Source organism: Streptomyces sp. AN091965 (genome assembly GCF_022698285.1).
In the GTDB taxonomy this organism is placed as follows: Bacteria; Actinomycetota; Actinomycetes; order Streptomycetales; family Streptomycetaceae; genus Streptomyces.
In genome coordinates this window covers 457,786-484,469 of sequence record NZ_JALDMY010000001.1, presented here as the reverse complement: position 1 = coordinate 484,469, position 26,684 = coordinate 457,786, and the positions used below count along the sequence as shown (strand labels likewise).

At 73.1% G+C, this 26,684-nt stretch carries 2 protein-coding genes; both read left to right on the top strand.

Features of this window, described 5'->3' with window-relative positions:
* Positions 1 to 296: 296 nt before the first annotated feature.
* Positions 297 to 6,884, top strand: coding sequence for a non-ribosomal peptide synthetase (locus MQV74_RS01820; protein WP_242714228.1), 6,588 nt, complete (start codon positions 297 to 299; stop codon positions 6,882 to 6,884).
* Positions 6,885 to 26,405 carry a non-ribosomal peptide synthase/polyketide synthase gene (locus MQV74_RS01815; protein WP_242714227.1) on the top strand — a complete coding sequence of 6,507 codons (19,521 nt, stop codon included), beginning with the start codon at positions 6,885 to 6,887 and terminating at the stop codon, positions 26,403 to 26,405.
* The last annotated feature ends 279 nt before the right edge of the window (positions 26,406 to 26,684 follow it).

Sequence of the window (26,684 nt, the reverse complement as noted above, 5' to 3'; positions counted from 1 at the left end):
TGGAACCGGGCCACTTTCGACCGTGGGGACGTGCGTGCCAAGTCCGCCGGGCTGCTTCAGGGGAAGCGATCTGCGCACGTCAGAAGATGTGCGGCATGATCGGTAAAGGGCTGTCGCTGCGGGCTGACTGATGAGCCCCGCGCCGCCTTTCTGGCTTCCTGGTCAACTCGCGCCAATGGTGAGTGCCGGGTTCTCTTTAGCGTGCCTTGAGGGCCCTGGGGCTTCATGCCGGCACCTGTGCGAGAGTTTACCCTGGGCGCGTCTCCCCATATTCATGTGAATTTTCTGGAGTTTTCATGAGTGATACGCGCGGCCTGTCGGTGGCCGTCGAGCCCCTGTCCGACGAGACCATCCCGGCTCTTTTCGAGCGGCAGGTGGCGTTAACCCCGGACGCGTGTGCGCTGGTGTTAGGCACCCGGCAGATGACGTACCGCCAGCTGGATGAGCAGGCCAACCAGCTCGCACAGCTCCTCATCGGGCGTGGAGTGGTCCAGGAATCGGTGGTCGCGGTGGCGCTGCAGCGGTCACCGGAGTACGTGGTGACCGTCCTGGCGATTCTGAAGGCAGGCGGCGCTTATCTGCCGGTCGATCCCGCATACCCCGCCGAGCGCATCGATTTCATGCTGCGCGACGCCGCGCCCACGGTCGTGGTGACCGATGCCGGAACCGCGCGGCGCCTGCCCGAAAACTCCGCCCCGCGGATCGCCCTGGACGAGCCGAACACCCTGACCGCCCTGACGGCGGCCGCGCGCGACGGCAGCCCCACCGCGACCCGCGGCGGGCACCCCGACCACATCGCGTACGTCATCTACACATCGGGCTCCACCGGGAAACCCAAGGGCGTGGGCGTCACCCACCGCGGCGTGGTCTCGCTGGCCGTGGACGGGCGTTACCGCGACGGCGCCTACGCCCGCGTGCTGCAGCACGCCCCCCTGGCCTTCGACGCCTCCACCTTCGAACTGTGGGTGCCGCTGCTCGCCGGAGGCGCCGTGGTCGTGGCCCGGCCGGGCCTCCTGGACGCCCCGGCCCTCGCCGAGGCCATCACCGCACACGAGGTCACCGCGATGTTCGTGTCCGCGGGCCTGTTCAAGGCGGTCGCCGAGGAGCAGCCGGACTGTTTCCGCGGCCTCCGCGCGATCTGGACCGGGGGAGACGTGGTGTCCCCCACCGCGGTGCGGCGTGTCCTCGACGCCTGCCCCGGCGTCACGCTCCACGACGTGTACGGACCTACCGAAGTCAGCGTGTACGCCACGTGCCGACCCATGTCCGCAGCCCACGAGGTGCGAGAGCCGATCCCGATCGGCCGCTTCCTGGACCACAGGAGCGGCCACGTCCTCGACGAGCGGCTGCGCCCGGTGGCGGCCGGTGAGCCCGGCGAGCTCTATCTGACCGGCCCCGGCCTGGCCCGCGGCTATCTGGGCCGCCGCGCGCTGACCGCGGAACGCTTCCTCGCCGACCCGTTCGGACAGCCGGGTGCGCGCATGTACCGCACCGGCGACCTGGTGGCGTGGACGCCGGACGGCGAGCTGGACTTCCGCGGCCGGGCGGACGCCCAGGTCAAGATCCGCGGCTTCCGCGTCGAGCCCGGTGAGATCGAGACCCTCCTGGAGCAGCACCCCGCGGTGGCGCACGCGCTGGTCGTCCCGCACGAGACCACGAGCCGCGGCAAGCAACTGGTCGCCTACGTCGTGCCGACCCCCGCCGCCGCACACGCCGCCACGGCCGAACGGGGCGCGGGGACCGGCCACTTCGCCCTCGACGCCGGCTTCGGGGCGGGAGAGCTGCGGGCCTTCGCGGCACGGACGCTGCCCGAGCACCTGCTTCCGGCCGCGTTCACCGTCATCGACGAGCTGCCGCTCACCGCCAACGGCAAGCTGGACCGGGCCGGTCTGCCGGAACCGGAGTTCCGCGGCGCCGCCTACCGCGCCCCCCGCACGGAGCGGGAGGAACGCCTGGCCGCGCTGTTCGCCGAAGTCCTCGGCGTGGAGCGGGTCGGCGTCGATGACGACTTCTTCACCATCGGCGGAGACAGCATCCAGTCGATCCAGCTGGCGACCCGCGCCCGCGCCCGCGGCCTGGCGCTCGGCGCGCAGGACCTCTTCGAGCACCGCACGGTCACCCGCCTCGCCGAGGCCGTGGCCGACGCCGTGGATCGGCCCGCGGCCGTACTCGATGAGCTGCCGGGCGGCGGTGCGGGCTTCCTGCCGCACCTGCCGGTGACGCGCTGGGTCCGGGACTGGGGACCGGGATTCGAACGCTTTCTGCAGGCGATGGTGCTCGACCTGCCCGAGGGCATCGACGCCGAAGGGCTCTCGGCGACGCTGGGCGCGGTGGTCGACCGGCACGACCTGCTGCGGGCGCGCCCTGTGGAGCGCGACGGCGGCGGTCTGGAGGTGGGGCCACCCGGATCGGTCGCCGTGGCCGGGCTGATCCGGCGAGTGGAATGCGACGGGGCCTGGGACGCCGAGCCCTGGCGCGAGGAACTCCTGCACGAAGTCGACGCCGCCGCAGGCAGGTTGGACCCGGCGAGCGGCGTGGTGGCACAGTTCGTGTGGTTCGACGCCGGGCCGCGGCGCGCGGGGCGGCTCCTGGTGGCGCTGCACCACATGGTCGTGGACGGGGTGTCCTGGCGCATCCTGATGCCGGACCTCGCCACGGCCTGGCGACACGTGCGGGAGGGCCGCACCCCGGAGCTGCCGCCCGTGGGCACCTCGATGCGGCGCTGGGCGCACGCCCTGGTGGAGGAGGCCGCGCGACCGAAGCGGACCGCCGAGCTGGAGCTGTGGCGCACCATCGTCGACGGGCCCGACCCGGTTCTGGGCGCCCGGCGCCTCGACCCGGAAGCGGACACGGTCTCCACCCTCACCAAGACGCGGGTCCACCTGCCGCCGGAGGTCACCGAGGCGCTGCTGACCACGCTGCCCGCCGCCTTCCGCGGCGGGGTGAACGACGGACTGCTGGCCGCGCTGGCCGTGGCCATCACCCAGTGGCGGCGTACCCGGGGGGTCGACGAGGACTCCGCGCTCATCCGTCTCGAAGGGCACGGCCGTGAAGAGGCGGCGGCTCCGGGCGCGGACCTGACGCGCACGGTGGGCTGGTTCACCAGCGTCTTCCCCGTTCGCCTCGATGTGAGCGGGACGGACGCCGATGAGGTGTTCGCGGGCGGTGCGGCCGCAGGACGGGTCGTCAAGGCCGTCAAAGAGCAACTGCTCGCCCTCCCGGACAAGGGCATCGGCTACGGCCTGCTGCGCCACCTCAACCCCGAGACCGCCGACGTCCTCAAGGAGTACGGGACCGGGCAGATCTCCTTCAACTACCTGGGGCGCTTCTCCACCGCCTCCGAGATGCCCGAGGAGCTGCGCGGGCTCGGCTTCACCCAGGCACCCGGCCTCGCCGAGCTCGCCGAGCTGGACGCCGGCCAGGACCCGCGCATGGCCGCGCCCGCCGAGCTGGACATCAACGCGCACGTCACCGACACCCCCGAAGGGCCGCGCCTCGGGGCCCTGTTCACCGCCCCGCAGGGGGTGCTCGGCGCGGACGACGTACAGGAGCTGGCCGACCTGTGGTGCGCGGCCCTGAAGGGCCTGGCTCGCCACGTCGCCGCCCCTGACGCGGGCGGACTGACCCCCTCCGACGTGACCATGCCCTCGGCGGCACAGTGCGACATCGACGGCTGGGAGCAGCGCTACCCGGGTCTGTCCGACGTGTGGCCCACCTCCCCGCTCCAGGCCGGTCTGCTCTTCCACTCGAAGCTGGCCGCGGAGTCAGGCGCCGGCTTCGACGCCTACCACGAGCAGTACGTCCTGCACCTGTCCGGTGCCGTGGACCCCGCCAGGCTGCGCATCGCGGCCCAGGCACTCCTGGACCGGCACGCCGCCCTGCGCACCGCGTTCGTGCCCGGCCCCGGAGGGGGCCTTGCCCAGCTGGTCGTCGACGGCGTGGCGGTGCCCTGGACCCACCGTGACCTCAGCGGCCTGGACGACGGCGAACGCGAGCGCGCGTACGAGCAGTTCCTGGCCGACGACCTCGGTGTGCACTTCGACCCGGCCGCGCCGCCCATGCTGCGCTTCACGCACCTCACCCTGGAGGCCGACCGGCACGAGCTGGTCCTGACGGTGCATCACGTGCTGGTGGACGGCTGGTCGCTGCCGCTGCTCATCCAGGACCTGCTGTCGCTGTACGCGGGCGAGGGCGACGCCACGGGCCTGCCGCGAGCCCGCAGCTACCGCGCCTACCTGACCTGGCTGGAGGGCAGGGACGCCCAGGACTCCGGGCGCGCCTGGGCCCGGGAGCTCGACGGCGTCACGGAGCCGACGCTCCTCGCCCCCGGCGCCCTCGACGCCCCCGGCTCCGGCATCGGCCAGGCGGACGTGCCCCTGACCGCCACCCAGGCCCGTGCGCTGACCCAGCGGGCGGGGGAGCTCGGCGTCACCCTGAACACCCTGATCCAGGGCGCCTGGGGCATCCTGCTCGGCGGCCTGACCGGCCGTGCGGACGTGGTGTTCTCCGCCACGGTGTCCGGACGCCCGCCCGCCCTGCCGGGCGTCGACGAGACCGTGGGCATGTTCCTCAACACCGTCCCGGTACGCGTGCGATGCGCTCCGGGTGCGTCCTTCGCCCAGCTCCTGACGGACCTCCAGCGAGCCCAGGCCGCGCTGATCGACCACCACCACCTGGGCCTCACCGAGATCCAGCGCACCACGGGCCTGTCCCCGCTGTTCGACACGATGATCGCCTTCGAGTCGTTCCCGCTGGACCGCGCGGGCATCGGCGAGGCGAGCGAGGCGGCCGGGTTCTCCGTCACCGGCATCCGCTCCTTCAGCGCCAGCCACTATCCCGTGACCGTCTTCGTCTACCCCGACGGCCCCCACCCGAGCCTGACCCTCCAGTACCAGCGCCACGCCTTCGAGGCCGAAGCGGCCGCGACGCTGGCCGCGCGCTTCGCCGGCGTCCTGGCCCAGCTGACCGAGGACCCGCAGGCCCCGGTGGGCCGGGTCGACCTCCTGGTCCAGGACGAACGCGACGCGTCGACCGGGCGGCTGAGCGACACCGCGCCGCCGCGGACCTGGACGACGGTCCCGGAGATGTGGGAGCGGCAGGCCGCCGAGACACCGGACGCCACCGCCGTCGTCTGCGGCGACCAGCACCTGACCTACCGGCAGCTGAACGAGCGGGTGCAGGCCCTGGCCGCCGAGCTGACCGCGCGCGGCGCCCGGCCGGAGAGCGTGGTGGGCCTCGCCCTGCCCCGCTCGGCGGACCTGGTCACCGGCATGCTGGCCATCCTCACGGCGGGCGCCTGCTACCTGCCCATCGACCCCGCTTATCCCAGCGGGCGCCTCGACCTCATCCTCGGCCAGGCCCGCCCGGCGCTCCTCCTGACCGACACCGCGACCGCACAGGCGCTGCCGCACAGCGACACCCCGCGCCTGTGCCTGGACGACCTCGACCTCCAGGCCACCGCCGACAGGCTCCGTCAGGGCGAGGCCGGGCACACCGCACCGCCCCGCCCGGACCACCTGGCGTACGTGATGTACACCTCCGGCTCCACGGGCACCCCCAAGGGCGTCATGATCACGCAGGCCGGGGTGGTCAACGGCATCACCCAGCTCGCCGAACGCGTGGGCATCGACGCGAGCACCCGCATGCTCGCCGGAACGTCGGTCAATTTCGACGTGTCCGTCTTCGAGATCCTCACCACCCTCTCCCGGGGCGGCCGCGTCGAAGTCGTGCGCGACGCCATGGTCCTCGCCGAGCGCCAGGACCTCGCCGCCGATGTGATCAGCACCGTCCCCTCGGTCTTCGTCGAACTCGGCGACCGGATGGACGCCATCACCGACCTCAAAACGGTGGTCTTCGCGGGCGAGGCACTGCCCGCCGCCCTCGTCCACCGAATCCGCCGGACGCTGCCCTGGGTACGCGTGGTCAACGCCTACGGGCAGAGCGAGTCCTTCTACGCCACCACGTTCACCGCCGACGAGGGCTGGCAGGGCACGGGCAGCGCCAGCGCCCCGATCGGCACACCCGTCGGCAACATGCGCACCTATGTCCTGGGCCCCGCCCTGAACCCCCTCCCGCCGGGAGTGGTGGGCGAGTTGTACGTGGCCGGCGCCATCGGGCGCGGCTACTACCAGCGGTCGGCCCTGACCGCCGACCGCTTCGTCGCCGACTCCTACGGCCCGGCCGGAGAGCGTATGTACCGCACCGGCGACCTGGCCCGCTGGAACGCCGAGGGCCGGCTCGAATACGTCGGGCGGGCCGACGACCAGGTCAAGATCCGTGGCGTGCGCGTCGAACCCGCCGAGGTCGAGGCGGCCCTGGCCGGCCACCCCGGCGTGGCCCAGGCCGTGGTCGTCGCCCACGACAGCCCCACCGGCACGGGCAAGCACCTGGTCGGCTACCTGGTGCCCGCCACCCCGGACGGCGGCGGTGGACCGGAAGAGGTCGCCGCCCTGACCGAAGAGGTGCGCGGCCACCTCCAGGACCGGCTGCCCACCCACATGGTGCCCGCCGCCGTCGTGCCCCTCGCCGAGCTTCCCCTGACCCCCAACGGCAAGGTCGACCGGAAGGCCCTGCCCGCCCCCGACCTCGTCGGCACCACTGCCTACCGGGCCCCGCGCAACCCCCAGGAAGCACGCCTGTGCAGCCTGTTCGCCGAGGTCCTCGGCGCGGAGCGGGTCGGCATCGACGACAACTTCTTCGACCTGGGCGGCCACTCCCTGCTCGCCGTCAACCTGGTCAACCACATCCGCAACGCCTTCCGGGTCGACGTGCCGATCAGCGCGGTGCTCAACTCCCGCGACGTGGCCGGCCTTTCCCGGACGATCCGCGACGCGTCGGCCACCAAGCGGCCCAAGCTGCGTGCGATGAACAGGAGCGCAAAGTAAATGATCCCTCTTTCCTACGCGCAGCGCCGACTGTGGTTCATCGATCGCTTCGAAGGCCCCTCGGCCACCTACAACCTGCCCTTCGTCATCCGGCTCACCGGCGAGCTGGACACCCGCGCCCTGACCGAGGCCGTGCGGGACGTGGTGGCACGGCACGAGAGCCTGCGCACCTTGATCGTGGACAGCGCCGACGGCATCCCGGAGCAGTGCATCGTTCCGGTCGACGACGTGCGCTTGGACGTCCCGCTCCTCGACGTGGCACCCCATGACCTCGACGAAGCCGTCTCCCAGGCCGCAGGCCACGTGTTCACCCTGGCCGAGGACGTCCCCGTACGCGCCACCCTCTTCCGCTCCGGCGCCCGGGACCACCATCTCCTGCTCCTGATCCACCACATCGCCACCGACGGCGAGTCCATGGGCCCGCTCGTCCGCGACCTGGCCGCCGCCTACACCGCCCGGCTCACCGGAACCGAGCCCGACTGGCCCGAACTGGAAGTCCAGTACGCCGACTACACGGCGTGGCAGCGGGAACTGCTGGGCGACGAGAACGACCCGGAGAGCATCCTCGCGGACCAGCTCGCCTACTGGCGCGAAGCTCTGGCGGGCGCTCCGCAGCCGCTGCGCCTGCCCACCGACCGCCCCCGCCCCCCTGCGGCCAGCCACCGCGGCGACGCCGTCGACTTCACCCTCGACGCCGAGCTGTACGGCCGGGCCGAGCAGCTCGCCCGCGGCACGGGCGCCACCGTGCCGATGGTGTTCCAGGCGGCGCTCGCCGCGCTGCTGCAGCAGCTGGGCGCGGGCGAGGACATCTCGATCGGCTCCACGGTCGCGGGCCGCATGGACACCCAGCTCAACGACCTGGTGGGCTTCTTCGTCAACACCTGGGTCCTGCGCGCCGACCTGTCCGGCACACCGTCGTTCGAGGACCTCCTCCGCCAGGTCGGCGAGAAGGCCATGGCCGCCTACGACCAGCAGGACGCGCCCTTCGAGCGCCTGGTGGAAGTTCTCAACCCCGAGCGGTCCACGGCCTACCACTCGCTGTTCCAAACCATGTTCACCTGGGAGACGCAACGGTCGATCGACGTGCGGCTGCCCGGCGGCCTCACGGCCGCCTGCACGGCCCTGCCCACGCCGACCGCGAAGTTCGACCTGGAGTTCAGCTGCTTCGCAGACCCCGCGGAGCCAGGCCTGTCCATCACGCTGGAGTACGCCACCGACCTGTTCGACCGGTCCACCGTCGAGCGGATCGCCGAGCGCTACGCACGGGTCGTGCGCCAGATGGTGCACGACCCGTCGCTGGCGGTGGTGCTCGCCGACGTGCTCGGGGCGGGGGAGCGCGACCTGGTGCTGCGCGACGTCAACGCGACGCGGGCGCCGACCCCCGAACTCAGCATCACCGGACTCCTCGCACGGCAGACGGCGGCGGCACCGGACGCGATCGCCGTGGTCCACGAAGACGTCGAGCTGACGTACGCGGAGCTGGACGCGCGGGCCGACCGTCTCGCCCGAGCGCTGGCCGGGCACGGCGTGGGCCCCCACACGGTCGTCGGCCTCGCCCTGCCCCGCTCCGAGCACCTCGTGGTGGGCATGCTCGGCATCCTCAAGGCCGGAGCGGCCTATCTGCCGATCGACCCCAAATACCCCAGCACGCGCCTCGACTACATCCTGAACGACGCCCGCCCGGCACTGGTGCTCACCGACGCGGACACGGCAGGGGTGCTGCCGGCCACGGACGTGCCCGCGCTGTTCCTGGACGACCTCGCCGAAGCGGCCACGGACACTCCACTGATGGCGGCGAGGCCCGCGGACGCCGCGTACGTGATGTACACGTCCGGCTCCACCGGCACCCCCAAGGGCGTGACCATTACCCACCGCGACGTGGTCAACGGCGTGCTGCGCCTGGCCGATGTCGTCGGGATCGGCGCGGGGACACGGACGCTGGCCGGTACGTCGGTCAACTTCGACGTGTCCGTCTTCGAGACGATCACCACCCTCGCCGTCGGCGGCACCCTCGAAGTGGTCCGCGACGTCCTGGTGATCGGCGAGCGCGGCGGCTGGACGGGCGGTGTCATCAGCACCGTCCCCTCCGTCTTCGCCGAACTCCTCGACCAGGTGGGCGGGAAGATCGACGCGGACGTGGTGGTGTTCGCCGGCGAGGCGCTGCCCGCCTCCCTGGTACGGCGGGTCCGCGAGACCCTCCCCGCAGTCCGCGTCGTCAACGCCTACGGCCAGACGGAGTCGTTCTACGCCACCGCCTTCCCCGCCACCGAGTGGACCGGCACGGCCAGTGCCCCGATCGGCCGGCCGCTGGGCAACATGCGCGCTTACGTCCTGGGCCCCGGCCTGCGGCCGGTGGCCCCGGGCGTGGTGGGCGAGCTGTACGTGGCCGGGAACGTGGCCCGCGGCTACCACGGACGGCCCGGCCTGACCGCGGAGCGCTTCGTCGCCGACCCGTTCGGCCCGGCCGGGGCCCGCATGTACCGCACCGGCGACCTGGCCCGCTGGACGCCCGAGGGACAGCTGGAGTACGTGGGCCGCGACGACGCGCAGGTCAAGGTGCGCGGCTTCCGGATCGAGCCGGGCGAGGTCGAGGCGGCGCTGACCGCGCACCCGGGCGTCGCGCAGGCCGCCGTGGTGGTGCGTGAGGACCGGGGGAGCGCCCGGCTCGTCGGCTACGTCGTGCCGGAGGGCGGTGCGGAGGGCCTGGGCAGCGTGGACAGCCTGGGCGACCTGGACCTGGACCTGACCGCGCTGGTCTCGGTACGGGACCTGCGTCGCTTCGTCTCCGGCAGGCTGCCGGAGTTCATGGTGCCCGCGGTGTTCGTGATGCTGGACCGGCTGCCGCTGGCTCCGAACGGGAAGCTGGACCACAAGGCGCTGCCGGAGCCGGAGTTCACCGCCGGGGAGTACCGCGCTCCGCGCTCCGCGCAGGAGGAGGTCCTCGCCGCCGTCTACGCCGAGGTGCTCGGCCTGGACCGGGTCGGCGTCGACGACGACTTCTTCGCCGTCGGCGGCGACAGCATCCGCTCCATCCAGGTCGTCTCGCGCGCCCGCGCCCAGGGAGTGGAGGTCACGGCGCGGCAGGTCTTCGAGTGCCGCACGGTCGCGGAGCTGGCCGTGGCCGCGTCGAGCGGCCCGGCGGGCCCGGTCCTCGAGGAGTGGGAGGGCGGTGGCGTCGGCTTCGCCCCGCTGCTGCCGATCGGGCACTATCTGCGGGAGCTGGGCGCGAACAGCGGCCGATTCACCATGTCGATGACGGTGGACCTGCCCCTCGGCATCACCGGTGACCAGCTGACGGCGGTCGTCGGGGCGGTCTTCGACCGGCACGACATCCTGCGCTCCCGCCTGGTCGAGACGGTGCAGCCGGGGCTGGAGGTGACGGCGCCGGGCACGGTGGACGTGACCGGGCTGATCCGCCGCGTCGACAGCGACGGCGAGTGGAACGAGGCATGGCGCGAACGGGCCGCCGCGGAACTGAACGCGGCAGCAGGCCAGTTGGACCCACGGGGTGGAGCGATGGTCCGCCTGGTGTGGTTCGACGCCGGTGCGGAGGTCGCGGGGCGGCTGATCCTGGTGCTGCACCACCTGGTGGTCGACGGCGTGTCCTGGCGCATCCTGCTGCCCGATCTCGCCGAGGCCTGGCAGCACCTGCGCGAAGGACGCACGCCCGAGCTCGCCCCGGCCGCCACCTCGGTGCGCCGCTGGGCGCACGCCCTGGCCGACGAGGCGGTGAGCGACGAGCGCACGGCCGAACTGGAGCTGTGGCAGCAGATCGTCTCCGCCCCGGACCCCGGCCTGGGCGCGCGCGCCTTCGACCCGGCCGTCGATGTGATGGCCACGGTCGACCACGTAGCCCTGGAGCTGCCGGTGTCCGTCACCGAGCCGCTCCTGACCACACTGCCGGCCGCTTACCGCGGGGGTGTCAACGACGGTCTGCTGGCGGCGTTGGCGGTGGCTGTTGCGCGGTGGCGTCGGGTGCGGGGTGTGGTGGAGTCGTCGTTGTTGCTGGGTCTGGAGGGTCACGGCCGTGAGGAGGGTGTGGTCGCGGGTGCGGACCTGTCGCGTACGGTGGGTTGGTTCACCAGTGTGTTCCCCGTGCGTCTCGATGTGGGGGGTGTGGACCTGGAGCAGGCCCTTGCCGGTGGGAGGGCCGCGGGCGACGCGGTCAAGGCCGTCAAGGAGCAGCTCCTCGCGATCCCGGACAAAGGTCTGGGCTACGGCATGCTGCGCCACCTCAACCCGCGCACGGCCGAGGTCCTCGCGAGGTACGGCCGCGGGCAGATCTCCTTCAACTACCTGGGCCACTACGCGGGCTCGGGCACCACTTCCGGCCAGCTGGACGGAGCGGGTTTCACCCAGGCGGAGAACACCACAGAGCTCATCGCCGACCTGGACGCGGACATGCCCGCACTGGCCTCGGTGAGCGTGACCGCCTACGTCACCGACACCCCCCAGGGCCCCCGCCTGGCCGCCCGCCTCGACTACCCCACCGGCCTGCTGTCCCGCGCGGACGTGGAGGACCTGGCCGACGCATGGCGCACGGCCCTCGAAGGCCTGGCCCGCCACGCCGGCACGGTCGGCGCGGGCGGTCTGACGCCCTCCGACGTGCCCCTGGTCCCCGTCGAACAGGCGCAGCTCGACACCTGGCAGAAGCAGCACCCGGCCCTGGTGGACGTGTGGCCGCCGACCGCGATGCAAGAAGGCATGCTCTTCCACGCCGAACTGGCGGGAAGCTCCTTCGACGTCTACCAGATGCAGCTCGTCCTCCACCTCGCCGGACAGGTCGACGCCACCCGGATGCGCGCGGCCGGTCAGGCCCTCCTGGACCGCTACCCCAACCTGCGGACCGCCTTCGTCAGGGACGGGAGCAGCCGCCGCGTCCAGCTCGTCCACCGCGACGTCGAACTGCCCTGGACCACGCACGACCTCAGCCACCTGGGGGAGCCCGAGCGCGAGGAGCAGCTCACCGCGTACCTCGCCCGGGAGCACGCCACCCGCGTCGACCCCGCCCGGGCGCCGCTGGCGCGCATGTCCCTGGTCAAGCTGGCCGCCGACCGCTTCGACCTGGTGTTCACCGCCCACCACGTCCTCTTCGACGGCTGGTCGTTCCCGCTCCTGCTGCAGGACCTGCTCCACCTGTACGCCACCGAGGGCGACGCGACGGACCTGCGCCGGGTCCGCGACTACCGGGACTTCCTCACCTGGCTCTCCCGCAGCGATCACGAGGCGGCCGCGGCCGCCTGGGCCGAGGAACTGGCCGGGATCGACGAGCCGACCCTCCTGGCGCCCGGCGCGCCCGAAGCCGAGAGCGCGGACATCGCACTGGCCGACGTACCGCTCTCCCCGGCGGCCGCGCGTGCCCTGGCGCGCCGGGCCGCGGAGCTGGGCGTGACCCTGAACACCCTCGTCCAGGGCGCCTGGGCGATCGTCCTCGCAGGGCTGACCGGACGTCAGGACGTGACGTTCGGCACCACCGTCTCCGGACGACCGGCGCAGGTGGACGGCGCCGAGGAGATGGTCGGCCTGTTCATCAACACCCTTCCCGTACGGGTGGACTGCACGCCGTCCAGCACCCTGGGCGAGCTCGTCACCGGGCTGCAGGGCCGCCAGAACGCGCTGCTCGACCACCATCACCACGGGCTGGCCGACATCCACCGGGCGGTCGGGCTGCCGACGCTGTTCGACACCCTCGTCGTCCTGGAGTCCTTCCCGATGGACGCGGCGGGTCTCAGCGGCGCCGCCGCGACCGCCGGGGTCGAGCTGACGGGCATGACCCCGCGCAACGGCGCCCACTACCCGCTGGTCGTGACGGCGCTCGCCGAGCCGCACCTGAAGGTGGGCCTGGAGTACCAGCCCCACGTGTTCGACCGCGCCCGCACCACCGAGATCGCGGTCCGCTTCGGACACGTCCTGAACCTCCTGGGGAGCGACCCGGACACCCCCGTGGCGACCGTGGATCTGCTGGAGCGGGACGAGCGCCGGCGGATCCTGCACGACTGGAACGACACGGCGGTACCGAGGACCGAGCGGACCATCCCCGAGCTGTTCGCACGGCAGACGGCCGAAGCGCCGCACGCGGTGGCGGTCGTCGGCGGCGAACAGGAGCTGACGTACGCAGAGTTGGACCGGCGTGCGGGTCGTGTCGCCGCCGTGCTCGCCCTGCGCGGCGTCACGCGCGGATCGATCGTCGGCTACGCCCTGCCCCGCTCGCCGGAGCAGATCACCGCCGTCCTGGCCATCCTGAAGGCGGGCGCCACCTATCTGCCGCTGGACCCGGACTACCCGGCCGAGCGCCTGGCCTTCATGCTCCGGGACAGCGCCCCGGCCCTGGTCGTGACGGACTCCGCCACCGCGGCCCGGCTCCCGCAGAGCGCCTGCGCCCGCCTGCTCCTCGACGCCCCGGACACCCTCGCGGAGGTCGCCGCCGCCGACCCGCTGCCGGTAGTGCCGGGCGGCCACGGCGACGAGCTGGCGTACGTGATGTACACGTCCGGCTCCACCGGCACGCCCAAGGGCGTCGGCGTCACCCACCGTGGCGTGGCGGGCCTGGCGCTGGACAGCCGGTTCGCGGGCGGCGCGCACGAGCGGGTCCTGATGCACTCCGCACAGGCCTTCGACGCCTCCACCTACGAACTGTGGATCCCCCTGCTGCGGGGCGGCGCCATCGTCGTCGCCCCGCCCGGCCGCCTCGACGCCACCGGCCTGGCTCGGATCGTCGCCGAGCATCGGGTGACCGCGCTGCTGGTCGCGACCGGGCTGTTCAAGGTGATCGCCGAAGAGCTGCCCGACGCCTTCACCGGCGTGCGCGAAGTCTGGTCCGGCGGGGACGTGATGGCCCCGGCCGCCGTGGAGCAGGTCATGGCGGTCTGCCCGGGCATCGCGGTGGTCAACGCCTACGGCCCCACCGAGGCCACCATGGCCGCCACGACCCACCGGCTCACCGAGCCCGGCCAGGCCGGTGCCGCGGTGCCGATCGGGCGGCCCATGGACAACGCGCGCGCCTACGTCCTGGACGGCGCGCTGAAGCCGGTCCTGCCGGGCGTGCCCGGTGAGCTCTACCTCGCGGGCGAGGGCCTGGCCCGCGGCTACCTGGGCCGCCTCCCGCTGACCGCGGAGCGCTTCGTGGCCTGCCCCTTCGGCCCGGCCGGGGAGCGCATGTACCGCACCGGGGACGTCGTCACCTGGACCACGGACGGCCACCTGGCCTTCCAGGGGCGCGCCGACGCCCAGGTCAAGATCCGCGGCTTCCGCATCGAGCCCGGTGAGGTCGAGACGGCGCTCGCCGACGACCCCGACGTCGCCCAGGCCGTGGTGACCGTACCCGAGGACACCAGGGGCGAGCGCCGCCTGGTGGGCTACGTCGTGCCGACCCCGGCCGCCGCGGGCGACGGTGAACTGGCCGCCGCGGTGCGCGACCGCCTGCGCGACCGCCTGCCCGCGCATCTGGTGCCCGCCTCCGTCATCGCCATCCCCGCGCTGCCGCTGACCGTGAACGGAAAGCTGGACCACAAAGCGCTGCCCGCACCGGACTTCGCCGCGCACACCACGGGCCGGGGCCCGCGCACCCGGCGCGAAGAGCAGCTGTGCCAGCTGTTCGCCGAGGTCCTCGGCCTGGAGCGGGTCGGCATCGACGACAACTTCTTCGACCTGGGCGGCCACTCCCTGCTGGCGACCAGGCTCGTCAGCCGCATCCGCACCGCTCTGGGGACCGGGACCGAGCTGCGCACCCTGTTCGACCACCCCACCGTGGCGGGCTTCACCCCCCACCTCGACGGCGGCGAGCCCACGCGGCTGCCGCTGACACGCGTGGCGGAGCGGCCCGCACACCTGCCGCTGTCCTTCGCCCAGCAGCGCCTCTGGTTCCTCCACCAGCTCGAAGGCCCCTCGCCCACGTACAACATGCCGCTGGTCCTGCACCTGGCGGGCGACATCGACACGCCGGCCCTCCAGGCCTCCCTCAACGACCTCGTCACGCGGCACGAGTCCCTGCGCACGGTCTTTCCCGCAGGTCCCGGAGGAACGCCGTACCAGCAGGTCCTCGATCCCGCGCAGGCACGCGTCACCGTCGCCGAACGGCACGTGGACGGTACCGACGCCCTGGCCCAGGCCATCGCCGACACCGTCCGCCACCCCTTCGAGCTGTCCGCCGACCTCCCGGTCCGCGCCCGGCTGCTGCGCGCGGGTCCCGCCGAGTCGGTGCTCGTCCTGCTGCTGCACCACATCGCGGCCGACGGCTTCTCCCTGGCCCCCCTCACCCGCGACCTGGCCACCGCCTACACCGCCCGTGCGGGCGGCACCGCTCCCGCCTGGGAGCCGCTGGCGGTGCAGTACGCCGACTACACGCTGTGGCAACACCGGCTCCTCGGTGACGCGGGCGACCCCGACAGCCTGTTCGGTCGGCAGTACGCCTACTGGCGGGACCAGCTCGCGGGGCTGCCGCAGAGCGTGACCCTTCCCGCCGACCGGCCCCGACCTGCGGTGCTCGACCACAGCGGCGACCTGCTGCAGTTCACCCTGGACGCCGAGCTCCACCAGGGCATCGCGCAGTGGGCGCGCACCGCGGGCGCGACGCCGTTCATGGTGCTGCACGCCGCCATGGCGGCTCTGCTGTCCCGGCTCGGCGCGGGCGACGACATCCCCCTCGGCAGCGGCATCGCGGGCCGCACCGACGACGGCCTCCACGACCTCGTCGGCATGTTCGTCAACCTCCAGGTCATCCGCACGGACACCTCCGGCGACCCGACCTTCGCCGAACTCCTCGCCCGCGTGCGCGAGACCAGCCTGGCCGCCCTCACCCACCAGGACATCCCCTTCGACTCCCTGGTGGAGAAGCTCAACCCCGAGCGCTCCACCTCCCACCACCCCCTCTTCCAGATCTCCCTGGTCCTCCAGAACGACGAACGAGCCGAGTTCGACCTGCCGGGCCTGCGCGTCCGCGTCCACGGCGCGGGCACCGGCACCGCGCGCTGCGACCTCGTCCTGAGCTTCAACGAGTCGTACGAGAACGGCACCACGCCCGCGGGCATCGAGGTCGCGGCCGAGTACTCCACCGAGCTGTTCGACGCGGCGACCATCGAGACCGTCTTCGACCGCCTGCGGCGCCTGCTCACCGCGGCGGTCACCGACCCGGCGCAGCGCCCGAGCCGGACCGACCTGCTCAGCGCCGCCGAACGCGAGCGGCTGCTCGCCGGGCACGCACGCGACGAGCGGACCGTCGAAACGGCCACGTTCCCCGCGCTGTTCCAGGCGCGCGTACAAGAGGCCCCCGACGCCCCGGCCGTGGAGGCGACGGACGCCACCTGGTCGTACGCGGAGCTGAACGCCCGTGCCAACCAGATCGCGCACTGGCTCGTCGCCCGCGGCATCGGCCCGGAGCAGCCGGTGGCCGTGGCGCTGCCGCGCGGTGCGGACCAGGTCGCGGTGGCCTTGGGCGTGCTCAAGGCGGGCGCCGCCTACATGCCGGTCGACCTGGACTACCCGGCCGACCGCATCACGTACATGGTCACCGACGCCGCCCCGGCGGTGCTCCTGAGCTCCCGGGCCGCGGCCGAGCAGCTGCCCGCGGGACTGCCCACCCACGTCGTCGGCATCGACACGCCGGACATCGAGCAGGCGTGGCGGGACGCGTCCGCCACCGACCCCGATGCGGCGCTGCTGCCGGCCCACCCGGCGTACGTCATCTACACCTCGGGCTCCACCGGCCGCCCCAAGGGCGTCGCCGTCTCCCACACGGGCCTGGCCGCGCTGAGCGCCACCCACCTGGCCCGCTTCGAGGTCACCACGGACTCCCGGGTCCTGCAGAGCGCCGCCCCGAGCTTCGACGCGGCGTTCTGGGAGCTGGTGATGGCGCTGACCACCGGTGCCGCGCTGATCGTGCCGCAGCAGGCGCGCCTGGTGGCCGACGAGCTGTTCCGGACACTGGCCGAGCGCCGCGTCACGCACGCCACGGTGCCGCCGAGCGTGCTCGGGACGCTGCCCGACGACGCGCCCCGCACCCTGTCCGCGCTGCGCGTCCTCGCCGTCGCGGGCGAGGCCTGCCCGCCCGCCCTGGCCGCCCACTGGGCTCCCGGGCGCTCCCTCATCAACGCCTACGGGCCCACGGAGACCACGGTGTGCGCGGCCGCAAGCCCCCCGCTCACCGGGGACCGCGTCCCCATCGGCACCGCCGTCACGGACACCCGGCTGCTGGTCCTGGACGACCGTCTCCTCCCGGTGCCGCCGGGCGCCCCCGGCGAGCTGTACGTCGCGGGCCCGAGCCTCGCGCGCGGCTACCTGGGCCGCTCCGACCTGACCGCCGACCGCTTCACCGCGGACCCCTACGGTCCTCCGGGCTCGCGCATGTACCGCACCGGCGACGTGGTGCGCGAGGGCGCCGACGGGCAGTTGGAGTACCTGGGCCGCAGCGACGACCAGGTCAAGGTGCGCGGCCTGCGCATCGAACCGGGCGAGATCCAGACCGTGCTCACGGACCACCCGGGCATCACCCAGGCCGCCGTCGTGGTCCGCGAGAACCGTGGCGCGGCCCAGCTGGTCGGCTACGTCGTGCCCACCGCCGTCACGGCCGACGGGGGCGGGGACATCGACCTGGCGGCCGGTGTCTCGGTCCAGGACCTGCGGACGTTCGCGCGCCGCCGCCTACCCGACTTCATGGTGCCCTCGTCCTTCGTCCTCCTCGACGAGCTGCCGCTGACGCCGAACGGCAAGCTGGACAAGGCCGCGCTGCCGGAGCCGGAGTTCTCCGGCGACACCTATCGCGCGCCGGGCAGTGAGGCCGAGACGGCGCTCGCGACCGTGTTCGCCGAGGTCCTCGGCCGGGAACGGGTCGGTGTCGACGACGACTTCTTCGCCGTCGGCGGCGACTCCATCCGCTCGATCCAAGTGGTCTCACAGGCCCGCGCGCTGGGCGTGGAGGTGACCCCGCGGCAGATCTTCGAGTGCCGCACGGTGGCCCGCCTGGCGGAAGCGGCCGCGAGCAGCGACGCGGCGGGGCCCGCCCTGGCGGAGCTGGAGGGCGGCGGCGTGGGCTTCGCCCCGCTGCTGCCGGTCGCCCGGCACATCACCGAACTGGACGGCGGCCACGACCGGTTCGCGATGACGATGGTGGTGGACCTGCCCCTCGGCATCGACGAGGAGGGCCTGACCGCCACGCTGGCGGCGGTGCTGGACCACCACGACGTCCTGCGCTCCCGGCTGGTCTCCGTCCCGGAGCCGGGCCTTGAGATCGCCGCGCCGGGCACGGTCGACGCGGCGGCGCTGCTGCGCCGGGTGCCCTGCGACGGCCGCTGGCAGGACGCCGCCTGGCGGCGGCAGGCCGCGGCGGAACTCGACGCGGCCAACGGCGCGCTGGACCCGGCCGCCGGAGTCATGGCGCGGTTCGTGTGGTTCGACGCCGGTACCGAGCGCGCCGGACGCCTGATCCTCGTCCTGCACCACCTCGTCGTCGACGGCGTGTCCTGGCGCATCCTGCTGCCCGACCTCGCCGAGGCCTGGCAGCACCTGCGCGAAGGACGCACGCCCGAGCTCGCCCCGGCCGCCACCTCCGTACGCCAATGGGCGCACGCGCTGGCCGAAGAGGCCGTGAGCCCGGAGCGGACGGCTGAACTCGCCTTCTGGCAAGGCGTCTTGGCAGGCCCCGATCCGCTGCTGGGGGCCCGGGCGCTCGACCCCGCCGCAGACGTGCGCGGCACGGTGGAGACGGTGGAGGTGCACCTGCCCGCGCAGGCCACCGAGGCGCTCCTGACGACGGTGCCGGCTGCTTACCGCGGTGGTGTCAACGACGGTCTGCTGGCGGCGTTGGCGGTGGCTGTTGCGCGGTGGCGTCGGGTGCGGGGTGTGGTGGAGTCGTCGTTGTTGCTGGGTCTGGAGGGTCATGGCCGTGAGGAGGGTGTGGTTGCGGGTGCGGATCTGTCGCGTACGGTGGGTTGGTTCACCAGTGTGTTCCCCGTGCGTCTCGATGTGGGGGGTGTGGACCTGGAGCAGGCCCTTGCCGGTGGGAGGGCCGCGGGCGACGCGGTCAAGGCCGTCAAGGAGCAGCTCCTCGCGATCCCGGACAAGGGCCTCGGTTACGGCCTGCTGCGCCACCTCAACCCCGAGACCATGGAGGTCCTCAAGGGGCACGGGGCGGGGCAGGTCACCTTCAACTACCTGGGCCGGTTCACCGACGCACCGCAGCAGCCGGGCGGCCTCGGCTTCACACAGGTCGCCGACGCCGATGACCTGAGTGCCGGCCTCGACGCGGACATGCCGGTCCTGGGCGCGGTGGAGATCAACTCCTATGTCCTGGACACCCCCGAAGGGCCGCGCCTGTCCGCCGAGTTCGGCTTCCCGTCCGGGCTGCTCAGCCGCGCGGAGGTCGCCGACCTCGCGGAGCTGTGGCGCACCGCCCTGGAGGGCCTGGCCCGGCACGCGGCCGAGCCGGGCGCGGGCGGCCTGACTCCGTCGGACGCCCCGCTCGCGCAGGTCACCCAGGGCGACCTGGAGCAGTGGGAGCAGCGCTACCCGGGTCTGGCCGACGTCTGGCCGCTGACCCCTGCGCAGTCCGGCATCCTGTTCCACAGCTTGCTGGCCGGTGCCTCCTTCGACGCTTACCACATGCAGTTCGTCCTCCACCTGTCCGGCGCCGTCGGCCCGCAGCGGATGCGGGCCGCCGCGCAGGGCCTGCTCGACCGGCACGCCAACCTGAGGACCGCGTTCGTCACCTCGTCCGCGGGCGAGCAGGTGCAGGTCGTCCTCGACCGCGCCGAACTGCCCTGGCGGACCGTGGACCTGCGCCACTTGCCCGACGCCGAACGCGAGGAGCGATTCGAGCGCCTCCTCGCCGACGACCAGAACACCCACTTCACCCCGGCCGCCCCGCCGCTGCTGCGGATGACCCTGGTCCTGCTGGGCGAGGTCCGCGCGGAACTGGTCCTGACCGCCCACCACGCCCTGATGGACGGCTGGTCCCTGCCGCTGCTCCTGCAGGACCTCGTCCTCGGTTACGCCGAGGACAGTGACCCGACCGCCCTGCCGCGCGTACGGCCGTACCGGGACTTCCTGGCCTGGCGCGCCCGGCAGGACCCCGGGGCCTCGGCCCGCGCCTGGGCCGAGGACCTCGACGGCCTGGCCGAGCCCACCCTCCTCGCCCCGACCGCCGCCACCGAGCAGAGCGCGCCCGGCGAGGTGGAGGTACCCCTCGGCCCGGTGACGGCACGCGAGCTCGCCCGTCGCGCGGGTGAGCTGGGCGTCACCGTCAACACACTGATCCAAGGGGCTTGGGGCATCCTGCTCGGCCAGCTGACAGGGCGTCAGGACGTGGTGTTCGGTGCCGTCGTCTCCGGCCGTCCGCCGCAGGTGGTGGGCGTGGACGAGATGGTGGGCCTGTTCATCAACACCCTGCCCGTGCGCGTGCGGTTCTCCTCGCGGGACACGCTCGCCGAGGTCCTGCACGCGCTCCAGGTGCGGCAGGCCGCGCTCCTGGACCACCACCAGCACAGCCTCAGCGAGATCCAGGAGGCCGTCGGCGTGGGCACGCTGTTCGACACGGTGGTGGCGTTCGAGTCGTACCCGGTCGACCGTGAGGGCATGGCCGACGCCCACACGAAGGCCGGTGTCGCCATCACGGGCATCCGCCCGCAGAGCGGCACCCACTATCCGGTGACCGTGTTCGCCGTGGCCGAGCCGCTGCCGCAGGTGGCCCTGCAATACCAGGGCGGCTTGTTCACCGCCGAGGAGGCCGAACGCATCGCCGACCGCCTGGGCCGCGTCCTGGCGCGCCTGGCCGCCGACCCGCACACCCCGCTGTCCGGCGTCGACGTCCTGGACGCGGCCGAACGCGAGCTGGTGCTGAGGCGGTTCAACGACACGGCGGCCGAGGTCCCCGAGCAGACGGTCATCCAGCTCTACGAGGAGCAGGCCGCCCGCACCCCGCAGGCGACCGCGGTGATCCACGGCGAGGAGCGGCTCACCTACGCGGAGCTGAACGAGCGGGCCAACCGGCTCGCCCGCCATCTGGCCGCCCGCGGCATCGGCCCCGACACCCAAGTCGCCGTCGTCCTGCCGCGCGCTTCCGAGCTGGTGGTGGCGATCCTGGCGGTCCTCAAGGCGGGCGCCGCATACGTGCCCATCGACCCCGCTCACCCCAGCACACGCCTCCACCACGTCCTGGCGGCCGCGGCTCCGCGCCTGATCGTCACCGACACGGCCACGGCCGGTGTCCTGCCCCCGCAGACCACGACCGCGTGCCTGCTCCTCGACACCACGGACCTGTCGGGGCACCCGGGCGGGAACCTCGACGACAGCGAGCGCACCCGTCCGCTGCTCGCGGAGGACTTGGCCTACCAGATCTACACCTCGGGCTCCACGGGCCTGCCCAAGGGCGTGAGCATGCCCCACGCCACCGTCGTCAGCGACCTGCACAGCCTGGTGCGGCAGATCGGAGTGGAACCGGGCTGGCGCATGCTGGCCAGCACCTCCGTCAGTTTCGACGTGGCCGTCTTCGAGGTGTTCTCCACGCTGACCACGGGCGGCAGCGTGGAACTCGTCCGGGACGTGCTCGCCCTGGCCGACCGCCCCGGCCGGGACCTCGACGTGATCAGCACGGTGCCCTCGGCGTTCGCCGAACTCGTGGAGCACATGGGCCGCGTCAACGGCCTCAAGACGGTGGTCTTCGCCGGTGAGGCCCTGCCCGCCGCCCTCGTCGACCGCATCCGCCGGACGCTGCCGCAGGTGCGGATCGTCAACGCCTACGGGCAGAGCGAGTCGTACTACGCCACCGCCTTCACCGCCGACGAGACGTGGCGGGGCACGGGCAGTGTGCCGATCGGTGCCCCGCTCGGCAACGTGCGCACCTACGTCCTGGGCCCGGGCCTGACTCCCGTGCCCCCGGGCGTGATCGGCGAGTTGTACGTGGCGGGCCGCATCGGCCGCGGCTACCACGACCGGCCCGCGCTGACCGCCGAGCGCTTCGTCGCCGACCCGTTCGGCCCGGCCGGGGCGCGCATGTACCGCACCGGCGACCTGGCCCGCTGGACGGCGGACGGGCAACTGGAGTACGCGGGCCGCACCGACACGCAGGTCAAGATCCGCGGCTTCCGCATCGAGCCCGCCGAGGTCGAGGCGGCCCTGGCCACGCACCCGCGGGTGGCCCGGGCGGCCGTGGTCGCACGCGGCGGCTCGGGCAGCGCCAAGCAGCTGGTCGCCTACGTCGTCCCCGCCGGGGACGGCAGTGCTCCGACCTCCGCCGAGCTGCGCTCCGGCGTGGCCGAGCGGTTGCCCGCCTCCATGGTGCCCTCGGCGTTCGTCATCCTGGATCGGCTTCCGCTGTCCCCGAACGGCAAGCTCGACCAGCGGGCGCTGCCGGAGCCCGACCTGTCCGCCGCCGCCGGGTACCGCGCTCCGCGCACCCCGCGGGAGGAGGCCCTGGCGGGGCTGTTCGCCGAGGTCCTCGGCGTGGACAGGGTCGGCGTCGAGGACAACTTCTTCGAGCTGGGCGGCCACTCGCTCCTGGCCACGCGCCTGGTGAGCCGCATCCGCACCTTCCTGGGCGCCGAGGTGCCCATCCGGGGGGTCTTCACCGCCCCCACCGTCGCCGACCTCGCCGCCCGGATCGGCGGAGGCGGCAAGGTCCGGCCCGCGCTGGTGAAGGCCGAGCCGCGGCCGGAGCGGATGCCGCTGTCGTTCGCCCAGCAGCGCCTGTGGTTCATCCACCAGTACGAGGGCCCCTCGGCCACGTACAACCTGCCGCTTCCGCTCCGGCTGCGGGGCGAGCTGGACACCGAGGCACTCGCGGCGGCCGTGCGGGACCTGGTGGCCCGCCACGAGAGCCTGCGTACGGTCTTCACCGAGGACGAGGCGGGCACCCCCTACCAGCGGGTGCTGTCCGCCGCCGAGGCACACCTCGACGTGCCGGTGACGGACGTCCCGGCCGACGGTGTGGCCGCCGCCCTCGCGGACTTCACCGGGCACCGCTTCGACCTGAGCCGGGAGATCCCGGTGCGGGCGACCATCCTGCGGGTCGACGCGCGGGACCACGTCCTTGTGCTGATGCCTCATCACATCGCCTGTGACGGCGCGTCAATGGCGCCGCTCGTACGCGACCTGAGCGAGGCGTACGTCGCCCGGTCCGCGGGCGGCGCGCCGGACTGGCCGCACCTGCCGGCCCAGTACGTCGACTACACCTTGTGGCAGCGCGGCCTGCTGGGCGCCGAGGACGACTCGGAGAGCCTGCTGGCGGCCCAGTGCGCCTACTGGCACGAGGAGCTGGACGGGGTGCCGCAGCCGCTGCCCCTGCCCACCGACCGGCCGCGCCCGCCGGTGATGAGCCACGGCGGTGATGCGGTGGAGCTGCCCCCGCTGCCGCCCGGCGCTTGGGAGCGCGTCGAGGAGCTGGCCCGTGACCGCGGCGCCACCGCCTCGATCGTGCTGCAGGCCGCGCTTGCGGTGCTGCTGCATGGCCTGAGCGGTGAGGACGACCTCACCATCGGTTCCCCGATCGCCAACCGCACCGACGAGAACCTCACCGACATGGTGGGCATCTTCGTCAACACCTGGGTCCTGCGGGCCCGGCTCGGCGGCGAGCTCACTTTCACCGATCTGGTCGACCAGGTCCGCACGAAGTCCCTGGCGGCCTACGACCACCAGGACGTGCCGTTCGAGCGCCTGGTGGAGATCCTCAGGCCGGAACGCTCGACGGCCTACTCGCCCCTGTTCCAGGTGGCCTTCGCCTGGCAGAACTTCGCCCACACCGGCGTCGCACTGCCCGGTCTCGAAGTGGAGGTGGAGCAGACCCACAATCGCACCAGCAAGTTCACGCTGTCCTTCAACCTGGCCGAGCGGCCCGGGCAGGGCGTGGTGGGTGCGCTGGAGTACGCGACCGACCTGTTCGACCAGGACTCGGTCCGTGCGATCGCCGACCGCTTCGTGCACCTGGTGGGGCAGCTGGTCGCCGACCCGCACGCGCGGCTGAACCGGTTCGACCTGCTGGAGCGGGGCGAGCGCGAGCGGATCCTGGGCGAGTGGAACGACACGACCGTCCCCAGGCCGGACCAGAGCATCCCCGCGGCCTTCGCCCGGCAGGCGGCCCGCACGCCGGACGCCGTAGCGGTGGTGGACGGTGACCAGCGGCTCACCTACCGCGAGCTGGACGAGCGCACAGAGCGCCTGGCGCATCTCCTGGCCGCGCGCGGCGTGGGCCGGGGGTCGGTGGTGGGCCTGGCCCTGCTGCGCTCCGTGCAGCAGGTCACCGCCGTCCTGGCCATCCTGAAGGCGGGCGGTGCCTATGTGCCGCTGGATCCGGACTACCCGGCCGAGCGTCTGGCCTTCATGCTCCAGGACAGCGCCCCGGCCCTGGTCGTGACGGACTCCGCCACCGCGGCCCGGCTCCCGGAGAGCGCATGCTTCCACCTCGTCCTGGACTCCGCCGGGACGGGCACGGAGTCGGCCGCCGACGTCGAGGGGCCGACGCTGACACCGGCGTGCCACGCGGACGAGCTGGCGTACATCATGTACACCTCGGGCTCCACGGGGACGCCCAAGGGCGTCGGGATCACCCACCGGGCCGTGGCGGACCTGGCCCTGGACGGACGTTTCGAAGGCGGGCACGGACGGGTGCTCATGCACTCCGCACAGGCCTTCGATGCCTCCACCTACGAGCTGTGGGTTCCCCTGCTGCGGGGCGGCACCATCGTGGTGGCGCCTCCCGGGCTTCTGGACGCCGACGCGCTGTCCCGCCTGATCACAGCCGAGCGGGTGAGTGCGGCCTTCATCACGATCGGCCTGTTCAAGGCGATCGCCGAGACCCGCCCCGAGTCCCTCAGGGGGCTGCGCGAGGTGTGGACCGGAGGCGACGTCGTGTCTCCGGTCGCCGTCGAGCGGGTCCTGGCCGCCTGCCCCGACATCGCGGTCATCGACTGCTACGGGCCCACCGAGACCACGACCTTCGCGACCGCTCACCCGATCCCGCGCGACGTGCCGGTGCCCGCCCGGCTGCCGATCGGCCGTCCGATGGACAACGTACGCGCCTACGTCCTGGACAGCGCGCTCAGGCCCGTGCTCCCGCTCGTACCGGGGGAGTTGTACCTGGCGGGAGAGGGCCTGGCACGCGGCTACCTGGGTCGCTCCGCGCTGACCGCGGAGCGCTTCGTGGCCTGCCCCTTCGGCCCGGCCGGTGAGCGCATGTACCGCACGGGCGACGTCGTGGCCTGGAGCGGGGACGGCCGGCTGGTCTTCGAAGGACGTGCCGACGCCCAGGTCAAGATCCGGGGTTTCCGCATCGAACCCGGAGAGATCGAGGCCACGCTGGCCGAGCACCCCGAGGTCACCCAGGTCATGGTGACCGTGACCGGGGACGCCACGGAGGAGGGCGGCCGGGACCTGGTGGCCTACGTCGTCCCGGCACGCTCCGCCACCGAACCGGAGGGGGAACAACTGACCGCCGCGCTCCGCGCCTTCACCGCGGAACGCCTGCCCGCGTACATGGTGCCGACGGCGTTCGTCACGCTCGACCGTCTCCCGCTGACGCCGAACGGAAAGTTCGACCACCAGGCACTGCCACGGCCCGATCGCGGGGACGCGCACGGCTACCGGGCGCCGCGCACCCCGCAGGAAGAGGTCCTGGCCGGCCTGTTCGCCCAGGTCCTGGGCGTCGACCGGGTGGGCGTCGACGACAACTTCTTCGACGTGGGCGGTCACTCCCTCGCCGCCACCCGCCTGGTCGGCCACATCCGCAAGGTTCTGGGTGTGGGGATACCGGTGCGGATGGTCTTCGAGACCCCGACCGTCGCGGCCCTGGCGGCGCAGCTGAGCACGGGTGCCCGGCAGGACGAGCCCACCGACCCGCTCGGCGTGATCCTGCCGCTGCGAGCCGGCGGGGCCAAGGCGCCGGTGTGGTTCATCCATCCCGGCAGCGGCCTGTCCTGGTCCTACCTGGGCATGGCCATGCAACTGGGCGACCGCCCGGCCTATGGCATCCAAGCCCGCGGCTTCGACGGCTCTCCGCTCCCGGAGACCTTCGAGGCGATGGTCCTGGACTACGTGGAACAGATCCTCTCCGTCCAGCCGGACGGCCCCTTCCACGTGATCGGGCACTCCCTGGGCGGCCCCCTCGCGCACGCGATCGCGGCCGAGCTGCAGCGGCTCGGGCACGAGGTGCCGCTGGTCGTGATCCTCGACGCCGTCCCGAGCAGCTGGTTCGCCCAGCACAAGGAAGCGGGCCTCCTGGACGAGGAGCAGGCGCGCGACTTCCTGGAGAACTACCTGCCGGGCGACAAGGACAGCGAGGACCGCCGGGCCATCATCGACAACGGTTCCGCCCTGATGGTCCGACACGTGCGGATGGTAGGGGAGTTCACCCAGCCCACCTACCGGGGCACGGCGCTGTTCTTCCGCGCGACGCAGAGCCCCGGAGCGGAGGCCTCCTTCTGGTCCCCGCACGTCCAGGGTGAGGTGCACGCCTACGACCTCGACGCCACGCACTACGGACTGACCGCACCCGAGCCCGCGGCTGAGATCTGCGCCATCGTCAACCGCCACCTTCACGACTGACCCGGCGAGTACTTCACGAAGGCCGCCCGGCGGTGAACCGGGCGGCCTTCGGTCTTTCGGGCTCACGAGGCGCGGTTACTGCCGCGAGCAGGTGGCCGGCGCGTTTCGAAGGGCGGCCTCCATGGCCGGTGGCGTACGGGTTCACCAGCGACCCAACCGGCCCGGCCACGCTCTTGGCCAGGGACGGAACAAGCCCCGCCACGCGGTGGCCAGTTCCGGCCTCACGCCGCCACTCCTGTGGCCGCTACATTCGCCCCCGACCGGGCATGTACGCGACCA